10 protein-coding genes are annotated in these 11,931 nt (G+C 70.2%); 6 read left to right on the top strand and 4 right to left on the bottom strand.

The genetic code is table 11. The annotated features are described in order from the left end of the window. The first annotated feature begins 34 nt into the window (after window positions 1–34). The 3 genes from Aco03nite_RS22220 to Aco03nite_RS22210 are packed head-to-tail and all read left to right on the top strand — an operon-like array spanning window position 35 to window position 4,165. Entirely contained in the window at window positions 35–967 is a 933-nt protein-coding gene (locus Aco03nite_RS22220) for a hypothetical protein (protein ID WP_203797475.1), read from the top strand. Continuing rightward, entirely contained in the window at window positions 964–2,652 is a 1,689-nt protein-coding gene (locus Aco03nite_RS22215; RefSeq protein WP_203797473.1) for a peptidase M16 family protein, read from the top strand. Before Aco03nite_RS22220 ends, Aco03nite_RS22215 begins: the two co-directional genes overlap by 4 nt. A gap of 22 nt (window positions 2,653–2,674) precedes the next feature. After that, entirely contained in the window at window positions 2,675–4,165 is a 1,491-nt protein-coding gene (locus Aco03nite_RS22210; RefSeq protein WP_239145337.1) for a molybdopterin-dependent oxidoreductase, read from the top strand. Window positions 4,166–4,321: 156 nt separating this feature from the next. Here the strand turns inward: Aco03nite_RS22210 and Aco03nite_RS22205 are convergent, their stop codons facing one another. After that, the gene (locus Aco03nite_RS22205) at window positions 4,322–4,708 is read right to left on the bottom strand and encodes a WhiB family transcriptional regulator (protein ID WP_203797472.1); all 387 of its coding nucleotides are present in this window, start codon (window positions 4,706–4,708) and stop codon (window positions 4,322–4,324) included. 231 nt (window positions 4,709–4,939) lie between these two features. Between Aco03nite_RS22205 and Aco03nite_RS22200 the strand changes: the two genes are divergently transcribed. Continuing rightward, the gene (locus tag Aco03nite_RS22200; RefSeq protein ID WP_203797471.1) at window positions 4,940–5,794 is read left to right on the top strand and encodes a response regulator transcription factor; all 855 of its coding nucleotides are present in this window, start codon (window positions 4,940–4,942) and stop codon (window positions 5,792–5,794) included. 118 nt (window positions 5,795–5,912) lie between these two features. On the opposite strand, the gene Aco03nite_RS22195 is transcribed toward Aco03nite_RS22200, so the two are convergent. Then, window positions 5,913–6,314 (bottom strand): DUF5319 domain-containing protein, encoded by a 402-nt coding sequence (locus tag Aco03nite_RS22195; RefSeq protein ID WP_203797533.1) that lies wholly within the window; start codon window positions 6,312–6,314, stop codon window positions 5,913–5,915. Window positions 6,315–6,434: 120 nt separating this feature from the next. Here Aco03nite_RS22195 and guaB point away from each other — a divergent pair, with 120 nt between their 5' ends. Together guaB and Aco03nite_RS22185 are read left to right on the top strand one after the other, a co-directional pair. Beyond that, on the top strand, window positions 6,435–7,922 hold the full coding sequence (gene guaB, locus Aco03nite_RS22190) for an IMP dehydrogenase (protein ID WP_203797470.1): 1,488 nt from the start codon (window positions 6,435–6,437) through the stop codon (window positions 7,920–7,922). Window positions 7,923–7,977: 55 nt separating this feature from the next. Further along, on the top strand, window positions 7,978–9,096 hold the full coding sequence (locus Aco03nite_RS22185) for a GuaB3 family IMP dehydrogenase-related protein (protein WP_203797469.1): 1,119 nt from the start codon (window positions 7,978–7,980) through the stop codon (window positions 9,094–9,096). Between the two features lie 264 nt (window positions 9,097–9,360). Here the strand turns inward: Aco03nite_RS22185 and Aco03nite_RS22180 are convergent, their stop codons facing one another. Next, entirely contained in the window at window positions 9,361–10,746 is a 1,386-nt protein-coding gene (locus tag Aco03nite_RS22180) for a M1 family metallopeptidase (protein WP_203797468.1), read from the bottom strand. 10 nt (window positions 10,747–10,756) lie between these two features. Next, a complete protein-coding gene (locus tag Aco03nite_RS22175; RefSeq protein ID WP_203797466.1) occupies window positions 10,757–11,836 on the bottom strand; it encodes an LCP family protein in 1,080 nt (359 codons plus the stop codon). Window positions 11,837–11,931: the final 95 nt, after the last annotated feature.

Here is an 11,931-nt window from a genome sequence, read left to right as displayed (position 1 = left end):
TGCGGATCCGGCCAGGTCACCTATGCTGCCCGCCATGTCTGCACACCCGCTGCACACGGCCGTCAGCGCCCAGGACTGGCCGGGATGCCGTGCCGTGCTCGATGCCGCCGGCCCGATGGAGCGGACCGCGCTGATCCGGGCCGTCGCCGGCCTGCCGGACATCGAGGGGTTCCTGACCGCGGTGCTGCGCGCCGATCCGGCCGACGGGACCGCGTCGGCGCTGCTCGGCGAGCACCTGCTCCACCGGGTCCGGGCGATCCGGGCCGAGGACCGGCCCTGGTACGAGCTGGACGACCGGGCCACCCTCACCCGGGAGCTGCTGTGCCGGGCCGAGCAGACGCTGATCGACGGCGCGGTGCAGAACCCGGCCGACCCGGCGATCTGGAGCGCCCGGCTGGTCTCCGCCCACGGGCTGGACCTGGGCCCGGCCGAGACCCGCCGCCGCTACCAGCGGCTGCTCGCCGCCGCCCCCGATCACCTGCCCGGACAGTTCGACATGCTGCGCAGCCTCTACCCGGGACGGGACGGCTCCTGGGAACCGGCGCACGAGTTCGCCCGCGAGACGGCGGCCGCGGCGCCGCCCGGTGGTGCGCACGGCGCCCTGGTCGCGGCAGCCCACATCGACCACGGGCTCGTCGACCCGGACCGCGGGCTGAGCCACACCGAAGTACTGACCGCCTACCTCGTCCAGGAGCCGGTCCGGGCGGAGATCCAGCGGGCCGCCGAACGGTCCGGTGTCCCCACCGGCTACGGCCGGCTCGGGTTCCTGAACCTGTTCGCCCTGTGTTTCACGCTGCTCGGCGACCAGCCGGCCGCGGCCCGGATGTTCGATCACATGGGCGACCGGGCCGCCGAGGACCCGGAAGCACTGGACGACCTGGGTGCGGGCAACCCCTGGGCGCGACTGGGCGACGCCGTCCATGAGTTCGGCGAGGCCCGCGAGCGGGCGCTCGGAGGTGCGAAATGATCAACCGGTCCGAGATCGGCGGCATTCCGGTCCTGCACACGCCCACCACCGGCCCGTTGCACGCCGGGCTGGTGTTCCGGGTCGGCCAGGTGGACGAGCCCCTGGCCCGGCGCGGCGTCACCCACCTGATCGAGCATCTCGCCCTGCACTCGTTCGGGGCGGCCGACCACCACTACAACGCCGCCACCGGCGCCGAATTCACCTGGTTCCACATGCGGGGCACCGAGGCCGAGGTGGTCGCCTTCCTCAACGGCGTCTGCGCGGCATTGCGGAATCTGCCGGAGCAGCGCCTCGCGGCGGAGAAGGAGATCCTGCGGACCGAGGGGAACAGCCGCGACACCGGGCCGGGCGAGGCGCTGGCCCTGTGGCGGCACGGCGCCGAGAGCTACGGATCGGTCGCCTACCCGGAGTGGGGACTCGCCGATCTCACCATCGACGACCTGCGGTCCTGGACGGCCCGGTACTTCAACCGGCAGAACGCAGCCCTGTGGATCGCCGGCGCCGGGGTGCCCGCCGGGCTCGACCTGGACCTGCCGGACGGTGACCGGCAGCCGGTTCCGCCCGTGTCGTCGGCGTTGCCGGTGCGCCCGGCCTGGTTCCCCGGCGGGGCCGACCTCGTCGCATGGGACACCGTGGTGCCGCGCGGGGCACCGGCGCTGGTGTTCGCGGGTGTGCTGGAACGTGTGCTGTTCCGTTCGCTGCGCCAGGAGGGCGGCCTCTCCTACACCGTCCGGGCCGACGTCTCCGCCCGCGCCGACGGCACCGCCGTGATCACCGCGCTCGCCGACTCGTTGCCGGAGAAACAGGGCGCGGTCCTCGGCGCCTTCGTCGACGTGCTGGCCGCCATGCGACTCGGCGTGATCGACGAGGCCGACGTCGCCGCGGTGGTCAAGAACCGGGCCGACGAGATCACCGGCGCCGGCTCTCTTCCCGGCGAAGTGTTCAACCTGCTCACCGGGCAGCGGGTGCGGACCACCGCCGAGGAGATCCAGGCCGAGTTGCGGGCGGTCGGCCGGGACGACGTCGTCGCGGTCGCCGCCGTGGCCGTCGCGGAGGGGCTGCTGATGACCCCGGGCCGCACCCGCGCCGACTGGGCCGGGTACGCCGAGGCCCCGGCCGGCTCGGACGCCGCCGTCGACGGCCGGGTGCACGCGGCGCTGGGGTACCGGCCGGACGGCGCCACCCTGACCGTCGCCGCCGACGGGGTGACCCTGACCCGCGGCGACGACCTGGCCACCGTCCGGTTCGACAGTTGCGCGGCGGTGCTGGCCTGGCCGGACGGGGCCCGCCGGCTGATCGGCCACGACGGCATCCAGGTGCACGCCGAGCCCACACTCTTCGCGGACGGCCCGGCCGTCACGGCGGCGATCGACACCGCGGTGGATCCGGGCGCACGGGTCACCATGCCGGCCCGTGAACCGGAGTCGATCCCGGTCCCGCAGCGCCGGCCGGGCCTGCTCACCCGGGTGCGCTGGGCGTACATCCGGAACCGGCGGCTCACCTGGGCCGTCCTGAACGGGCTGGGCGCGGTGGCCCTCGGTGTGTTCGGCTGCTACGCGATCGGCAGTGTGCTCTTCGGCGACGAGACCTGGAACGTGCTGGGTGGCGGCTTCTTCGCGGTGCTGATCAGCGCGGCGTGGCTGGGCTCGGTGCGCCGGCGGTTCCGCGAGTTGATGCGGGACTGAGCCGGCGAGAGAGGATGGTCCGGTGAAACCTTCGATACGGGCCGGGCTGGCCGGTGTGGTGGCGGCCGGTGCGGCGCTCGGGATCGCCGAGGTGGTCGCCGCGCTCACCGGGAACCGGTCGTCCCCGCTGGTCGCGGTCGGTGGCGTGGTGGTGGACCACGTGCCCGCGCCGGTCAAGGACTTCGGGATCGCCGTCTTCGGGGTGCACGACAAGACCGCGCTGCTGGTCGGCACCGCGCTGCTGCTGGCCGGCTACGCGTTCGGCACCGGTCTGCTGGCCCGCCGGCGCTGGTGGTTCGCGGTCGCCGGGGTCGCGCTGTTCGGCCTGGTCGGCGCGGTGGCGGCGGTGACCCGGCCGGGCGCCGGAACGGTGGCCGCGGTGCCGTCGCTGGTGGGCGCCGCGGTGGCGGTCCTGGTTCTCCGGCAGTTGACGACGCTGTCCGCGCGGGAGAGCCCGGAGCGGCGGCGGTTCCTGCGCGATCTGGGTGTCATCGCGGCGGTGTCGGTGGTCGCCGGGGCCGGCGGGCGGATGCTGACGTCCCGGCGGGCGGTGACCGCGGCCCGGGAGGACGTGGTGCTGCCGGCGCCGGCCGAGCGGGCGCCCGCGTTGTCGCCCGGAGTACAGGCGGACGGGGCGGTGCCGTACGTGACGCCGAACCGGGAGTTCTACCGGATCGATACCGCCATCGTCACTCCACAGGTGGACCCCTTCTCCTGGGAACTTCGCATCCACGGAATGGTTCGCCATCCGATCACGATCACCTGGGCGGATCTGCTGCGCCTGCCGATGGTCGAGCGATACGTGACGATCGCCTGTGTGTCGAACGAAGTGGGCAGTGATCTGATCGGCAACGCGCTCTGGCTGGGCACCCCGATCAAGGCGCTGCTGGATCTGGCCGACCCGCTGCCCGAAGCGGATCAGGCGGTGCAGCGGTCGGCGGACGGCTGGACCTGCGGCACCCCGACGGCGGTGCTGCGGGACGGCCGGGACGCTCTGCTGGCGGTCGGGATGAACGGTGAGCCGCTCCCGGTCGAGCACGGGTTCCCGGTCCGGATGATCGTTCCCGGTCTGTACGGCTACGTCTCCGCCTGCAAGTGGATCACCGAGATCGAGCTGACCCGATTCACTGATTTCGACGCGTACTGGGTGCCCCGTGGCTGGTCGGCACAGGCGCCGGTGAAGACGCAGTCAAGAATCGACAGCCCCCGCGAGGGTGCGGTCAAGCCCGCCGGGACGGTCACGGTGGCCGGAGTCGCATGGGCGACACATCGCGGGATCGGCAAGGTCGAGGTGCAGGTCGACGAGGGGCCCTGGCGGGCCGCCGAACTGGCCGCGGCGGTCTCCGCGGACACGTGGCACCAATGGAGCCTGAGCTGGAAGGCCACGGCGGGCCGGCACACGTTGCGGGTCCGCGCGACCGATCTCGACGGGATGACACAGGTCAAGGACGAGGCGCCACCCGCCCCGGACGGGGCGACCGGATGGCATCAGGTCAGCATCGAGATCGAGTAGGGAAAAGCCGCACTTTCGGTCCGACTCGGGAAAGCAAGTCGCTCATACGGTGGCTTGCATGTCCACCAATGCGGTTGAAGAACCGCTGAACCACTCGACTCGGCCCTCCGGGGAGGACCGTGTCGGAAGTCGTGTGGTGCTCCGTGCCGGCCGGCGTCAGGCAGCCGGCGCCTGTCGTTGCGCGGGAACCGCTGATTTGTGGGGCCGGCCGAGGCGTGCCTCGAGCCGGAGCAGGTCGACCCGTCCGTGACGATCGGCAAGGTCCTCCCAGCCGACCGCGAGCAGCCGCAGCCGCTCCGATTCGCTGAAACCTCCCCAGACTCCGTACGGCTCGCGAACCGCGAGAGCGTGTGCGGCACACTCCGCCCGGACCGGGCAGGCGCCGCACATGGTCTTGGCTTTGGCCTCGCGGCGATTGCGGGACGACCCGCGCTCGCCGTCGGGGTGGAAGAACTGCGCACTGTCCCGGCCCCGGCAGAGACCGAGTCTCTGCCAGTCCCAGATATCGGCGATGGGACCGGGCAGCCTGCGAACGTTCGACATCTACACCCTCCTCCTGCGCGGCACCGCGGAGCTTCGTCGTGGGGGGCCCGGCACAGGCCTGTCGCCGGGTTTACCCCGGCACCGCCCGGCTCACACGTAACAGGTCGATGTCTTCGCGAGCGGTATGGCAAAGGGGTGGCAAGTCATACCTTTCTTTCCCGTTTTTTCCATCTAAAGCGCGTAATGCTGCGGCCCTCGCGTGATCTCCTCTGAGAGAGAAGGAGGATCACTGTGCGTACCGTCCTCGTGTGCGTCCGAACCCCGCTGGCGGCCCAGACCGTCGCGTCCACCGCGGCCCGGCTCGGCATGACCGGTGTCGTCCGGACCGCGGTCAGCGAGACCGAGGCCATGATCCGACTGGCGGAACGGCCCGCCGAAGTGGTCCTGGCCGACACCGCCGTGACCCGGCCCGACAGCGTCGGTTTCACCCGGCGTGTACTGGCACGAGCCCCGCAGGCACAAGTGGTGCTCTTCGGTGCGGAAGATCCACGGGTGGCGGCGGCAGCGGTCGCCGCCGGTGCCCGCGGCGTCATTCGTGGCGTCGAGCACGACCTGGTCAGCGTCGTGGCGAAGGCGCTGCTCCTACTGCTGTTGCCGGTACGCCCGCAGGGCATGCCGATAAACGGCGCGAACGCTCAGCCGGCCGGAGTGGCCGGCGGTATCCGGAACAACAACTCCCCGGCCGCCCGGGGTCAATATCAGCAGGGCCCCGGAGGTATCGGGGTGCACAACGCGGCGGCGGTCCCGGCGATGCTCGGGCCCAACGCTCCGATGGTCCCGGCGCAGCGTGGCGACGCACCCATCGATCCGGCGACCGGCCGGCCGATGGTGGCCTGGCCGGGCAACGAGGCAGGCGTCGGGATGGGGGAGGCCCAACCCGCCGGGCGACGGCTCACCCTCACGGAGCGTGAGCTTCAGGTCCTGCGGGGGATGGCCGACGGCAAGAGCAACGCCGAGATCGGGCGGGAACTCTTCGTCTCCGAGGACACCGTCAAAACCCACGCCAGGCGGCTCTTCCGCAAACTCGGCGCCCGCGACCGGGCGCATGCGGTGGCCGCGGGGTTCAGAGCGGGGTTGGTCGCTTAACTCGCGACGGGGTGGGTGGTGAAAACCATCCACCCCATTTTTTTGTACGCCCGATCACGGTGACCGTGGCTACGACGCGAGGCGGTCCCGGGTCGATGTCACCCCGCGACCGCCGGGCTCATGCGGGCTCGTCGTCACTGCCCTCGGTCAGGGTGTCGTGCACACCATCGGCATATCCCCGCGCGTACTCCCAGGTGACGTAGTGGTCCGGGTCCGGGTCGTAAGCGGGCTCGTGCACCCGGGGCCGGCCACTGGTCAGCAGGTGACGCAGGTTGCCCCGGAGCAGATCCCAGTCGAAGTAGTGCGGCTCGTGGCAGTCCTCACACTCGATCACCAGCCCGCGGATGCCCGTCGGACTCAGCAGCGCCTGGTAGATCTCCAGGTCGGAGAGGTCTTCCAGGACGTCCTGCCGCTCGTCCTCGGTCAGCGGTTCGGACTCGGCATCCTCGTTGAGGTCGTTGAGTCCGGCGGCCGGGTCGGTCGGGTCGCCGTTGAACGGGTCGATCGGCTCATCTTGCACCCCCATACCGTACTCACCTCTCCCGCATGTGTGCTGGCCCGCACGTTCTGTCCGCCGCCTGAGTGCTCCGTCCGGGATGGGTAGGATGATTGGACTCCGCCTCTTCTCTAGGGATGATTTGTGGAAACTGACAGCGCTCGTACCGTTCCTCTCGGCCTCACCTTCGACGACGTGCTGCTGCAGCCCGGTGAGTCGGACGTGGTCCCCAGCCGGGTCAACACGGTCACGCGACTGACCCGCAACGTCGAGCTCTCCATTCCGCTGCTCTCCGCCGGCATGGACACGGTCACCGAGGCGCGGATGGCGATCGCCATGGCACGTCAGGGCGGCATCGGCGTGCTGCACCGCAATCTCTCCGTGGAGGACCAGGCGAACCAGGTCGACCTGGTGAAGCGGTCCGAGTCCGGCATGATCACCAACCCGATCACCTGCGGGCCCGACGACACCCTGCACCAGGTCGACGCGCTCTGCGCGCGGTACCGCATCTCCGGCGCCCCGGTGGTGGACAGCGAGGGCACCCTGGTCGGCATCGTCACCAACCGGGACATGCGCTTCGTCAGCGACCACGACGCCAAGGTGCGCGACGTGATGACCAAGACGCCGCTGATCACCGCGCCGGTCGGTGTCACCAAGGACGAGGCGCTGGCCCTGCTCAGCCGCCACAAGGTGGAGAAGCTGCCGCTCGTCGACGAGAGCGGCCACCTGCGCGGCCTGATCACCGTTAAGGACTTCACCAAGTCCGAGCAGTACCCGAACGCCGCGAAGGACGCGCAGGGCCGCCTCCGGGTCGCCGCCGCCGTCGGGGTCGGCGACGACTCCTACAAGCGGGCCCGCGCCCTGGTCGACGCCGGTGTGGACGTGGTCATCGTCGACACCGCGCACGGTCACCAGCGGGCCGTGCTGGAGATGGTCGCCCGCCTGAAAAAGGACGTCGCCATCGACATCGTGGGTGGCAACATCGCCACCTACGCGGGTGCCAAGGCGCTTGTCGAGGCGGGTGCGGACGCGGTCAAGGTCGGTGTCGGCCCCGGCGCGATCTGCACCACCCGGATCGTCGCGGGTGTCGGCGTCCCGCAGATCACCGCGATCATGGAGGCGAACCGGGCCTGTGCCCCGGCCGGTGTCCCGGTGATCGGTGACGGCGGCATCCAGTACAGCGGTGACATCGCCAAGGCGATCGTGGCCGGCGCCAGCACCGTGATGCTCGGCAGCCTGCTGGCCGGCTCCGAGGAGAGCCCCGGCGAGCTGATCTTCATGAACGGCAAGCAGTTCAAGTCCTACCGCGGGATGGGTTCGCTCGGGGCCATGCAGTCGCGCGGTCAGGCGAAGTCGTACTCCAAGGACCGGTATTTCCAGCAGGATGTGAACGAGGACAAGCTGGTCCCGGAGGGCGTCGAGGGTCAGGTGCCCTATCGTGGTCCTCTGTCCAGGGTGGCGCACCAGCTCATCGGCGGGCTGCGCGCGGCCATGGGCTACGTGGGCGCGGAGACCATCCCCGACCTGCAGGAGCGTGGACAGCTCATCCGGATCACCGCGGCCGGCCTCAAGGAGAGCCACCCGCACGACATCCAGATGACCGTCGAGGCTCCGAACTACCACTCCCGCTGAACCATCGAACCGCCCCACCCGCCGCCCGTGAAGATGAATGAAGGCAGCCCCTGCCATGCGTGACGTAGTGGAGATCGGCCTAGGCAAGACCGCCCAGCGCGGCTACCACCTGGACGACATCGCCATCGTTCCGAGCCGTCGCACCCGCGACGTGGACGACGTGTCGACCGAGTGGAAGCTCGACGCGTACCCCTTCAAGATCCCCTGTGTCGCGCACCCGTCGGACGCCACCCAGAGCCCGGAGTCGGTGATCGCCCTGGGTCGCCTCGGTGGCCTGGGGATACTCAACGCCGAAGGCCTCTGGACGCGGTACGAGGACCCCACCAAGATCCTCGAAGAGCTCGCCTCGCTCGACGAGGACGCCGACGCCACCAAGCGTCTGCAGGAGGTCTACGCCGAGCCGATCAAGCCGGAGCTGATCGCCGAGCGGGTCAAGCAGATCCGGGCGTCCGGCGTGACCACGGCGGTCCGGGTGTCGCCGCAGCACACCCTGGCGCTCGCCCCGGTGGTGCTGGACGCCGGCGTCGACATCCTGGTCATCCAGGGCACCCTGGTCTCGGCGGAGCACGTGTCCACCACGGACGAGCCGCTGAACCTGAAGGAGTTCATCGCCGACCTCGACCTGCCGGTCATCGTCGGCGGCTGCACCGACTACAAGACGGCTCTGCACCTGATGCGTACCGGCGCGGCCGGCGTGATCGTGGGTGTCGGCGCCGACGAGTGGTCCACCACCGACACGGTTCTCGGCATCCGGGTGCCGATGGCGACCGCGATCGCCGACGCCGCGGCCGCCCGCCGCGACTACCTGGACGAGACCGGTGGCCGTTACGTGCACCTGATCGCCGACGGCGGGGTGGCCACCTCCGGTGACATCGCCAAGGCCATCGGCTGCGGCGCCGACGCGGTGATGCTCGGCGAGCCGCTGTCGCTGGCCGAGGGTGCCCCCGCGGGCGGCGCCTGGTGGCACTCGTCAGCGTCGCACCCGGCCCTGCCGCGCGGTGGCTTCTGCATCGCCGGCGAGCCCGACGGCACCCTGGAAGAGGTCCTCTACGGCCCAGCGGCCAGCGCCGACGGCCAGCTCAACCTCTTCGGTGGCCTGAAGCGCGCGATGGCCAAGTGCGGCTACCGCGACGTCAAGGAGTTCCAGAAGGTCTCCCTGGTCCTGGACCGCTGAGACCGGTCCTGGACCTGAGACCGGTCCTGGACCTGAGACCGGTCCTGGACCGCTGAGACCGAACCGGCCGATGAATCGGCGGGCCCCCCCGCACGGGGAGCCCGCCGATTTCCGTCTCGAGGTCGACCGATGCCTGTCGACAGCGGGCGGTCCGGCACGGTGAGAGCCGCATCCGGCCCGGCGGTCGCCGGGCGGTCCGGTGCGGGGATCACCTCGCGTGACGAGGCAGAGCGGGCCGCTGCTCCTGTGGAGCCGCCGACCGTACTAAATGGCGGGTCTGGTCGTGCCGTTGAGCCAGGCTTCGAAGAAGCTGTCCAAGGGCTTTCCGGCGGCGGCGGACGCTGCGGTGATGAACTGGGCCGTGGTGACGTTGCCGTCGCGGTGGGTGGCCGTCCAGTCCTTGACGAGTGTGAAGAACGCCTCGTCGCCCATCGTCTTGCGCAGCGCGTGGACGGTCATGCCGCCGCGCTGGTAGACGGCGTCGCCGAAGAGTCGTTGCGGGGTGGGGTCGCCGGGGGTCTCGGACCAGTCGAAGGCCTTGTAGCGCAGGTCGAAGAGTTCCTGCGCGGTGTCCTCGCCGATGTGTTCGGACCAGAGCCACTCGGCGTAGGTGGCGAAACCCTCGTTGAGCCAGATGTCCTGCCAGCGGGTCAGCGCGACGCTGTCGCCGAACCACTGGTGGGCCAGCTCGTGCGCGACCACCCCGGTGTTCTCGCCGCTGAGGAAGAACGTGTTGCCGTAGACCGGGCGGGACTGGGTCTCCAGCGCGTAGCGGATCTGGTCCTCGTCGACGACCACACCGCCGTTGGCCTGGAACGGGTACGGCCCGAACTGTGTCTCCAGGAAGTCGGTGATCTCGCCGGTGCGGGCCAGCGACTTGGCCGCCGGGCCGTCGGCGGGCAGCGACTCGGGGATCGCGGTGACCATCGGGCGGCCCTTGTGGGTGCCGCTGGTGATCCGGTACTGACCGATCACGACGGTGGAGAGGTAGCTGGCCATCGGCGAGTCCTCGGTCCAGCGCCAGGTGGTCCGGCCGCCGGCCGTCTCGTGCTCGCCGGGCACACCGTTGCTGAGCACCTCGACCCCGTCGGGGACGCTCATCGCCAGTGTGAAGGTGGCCTTGTCGGCCGGGTGGTCGTTGACCGGGAACCAGGTGCTCGCCGACTCCGGCTGACCGAGAGCGATCGCTCCGTTCTTACCGGAGCGAAGCCAGCCGGAGGTGCCGAGCGTCTCGTTCTCGATCGGGCCGGGTGTGCCGCCGTAGGTGACCACGACGGTGAACGGACGGCCACGGACCAGACCGGCCGCCGGAGTGATCACCAGCTCGGCGCCCTCGGCGGCCGATGTCGCCGCGGCGCCGTCCACGGTCACCGCGGACGCGGCCAGGCCGGACAGGTCCAGATTGAACCGGGACAGATCCTGGGTGGCGGTCGCGGTGATGGTCGCGGTGCCGTCCAGGCGGTTGGTGCCGGGCTCGTACCTCAGGTTCAGGTCGTAGCCGGCGACGTCGTAGCCACCGTTGCCGTATTTCGGGAAATACGGATCACCGGCGCCGGCGGCGCCCGGGGCGAAGACGGGCTTCGCGGCCGGCTTCTCGGCACAGCCGGAGAGCACCAGCAGCAGAACCAGTGCGTACGCCCGTCGTCTCATACCCCCGAGGTTACTTGTCGACCAGTTTGGGATGTGCTGCGAGATATGCGACATGGGTACGGCCGGCCACCGCCTTGACGAACGCCTTGCCCTCGGGCTCGAGCTGTTCGCCCAGGTAGTTGCCACCGCTGCCGACCCCTTCGCCGGGCAGCGAGACGGTGGTGATGTTCTCGGTGGTGAGGTCACGGAGGGCGTAGGCGTACTCGATCGGCGTACGCCCGCCCACGTACTCGAGCGTCTCGCCGAGCGCGGTGATCACCCCGGTGAGCTTGGCCGGGTCGGACAGCCCCTGGGACAGCCCCTTGTCGAAGATCGCCTCGACCAGCTGCCGGTGGTGACGCTGCCGGTCGTAGTCGCCGTTGGGCAGCCCGTACCGCTGCCGGGCGTAGTCGAGCGCCTGCCAGCCGACCAGGTGCTGATTGCCGGGGTTGTAGGTGGCCTGCGGCCCGCTGTAGTTCGTGCCGGACAACGGTCGCATCGAACCGTCCGGTTTGCGGTGCCGTGACTTGACCTTCTGGTCGACGACGATGTCGATACCGCCGAGCTGATCGACCAGTTTATCCAGACCGCCGAAATTGAGAATTGCGCCGCCCTGGAATGTTTTGATCCCGGTATACGCACTGAGAGTTTTCGTGAGCAGTTCGTAACCCTGCTGCACGTCCTTCTTCTCCGATCCGGGAATCGCGGCGCCCCGGCTCATCGCCTCGGTGATCTTGTGTCGGCCGCCCTTGAAACCGGACTTCGGGAAAGCCGGGATGTCCACCCGGAGATCACGCGGTAACGAGTAGAGGTACGCCGACTTCAGATCGGCCTCCACGTGCATGAGCATGAGCGTGTCGGCGTGCGGCGGGTAGCCGGGGATGCTGACCCGGGTGTCCACACCGATCAGTACCAGGTCGAGCGGCCCTTTGATGTCGGCGCCGGCCGACGGCGACGGTGACGGCGGGATGCTCGGTGTGACGCTGATCTCGGGAGCCGCGGTGGGCGCTTTCTCCGGACCCCGGTTGACCGCCACGGCCACACTCACACCGGCGATCAGAGCGAGTGCGGCGCCACCGGCGATCGACCAAGTGATCCTGCTGTTCCGCATGGCGAAACAGTAATTGAGATCGTGGTGACCCTCAATGGCTGGGGCTATTGCCAAATTCAAGATCGCCGGTACTCTGTCCCGGCGATTCATCGGTC

The organism is Actinoplanes couchii (genome assembly GCF_016862075.1).
GTDB classification, from domain to species: domain Bacteria; phylum Actinomycetota; class Actinomycetes; order Mycobacteriales; family Micromonosporaceae; genus Actinoplanes; species Actinoplanes couchii.
The sequence above is the reverse complement of the archived record's forward strand: the minus strand, read 5'-3'. Positions and strand labels throughout refer to the sequence as shown.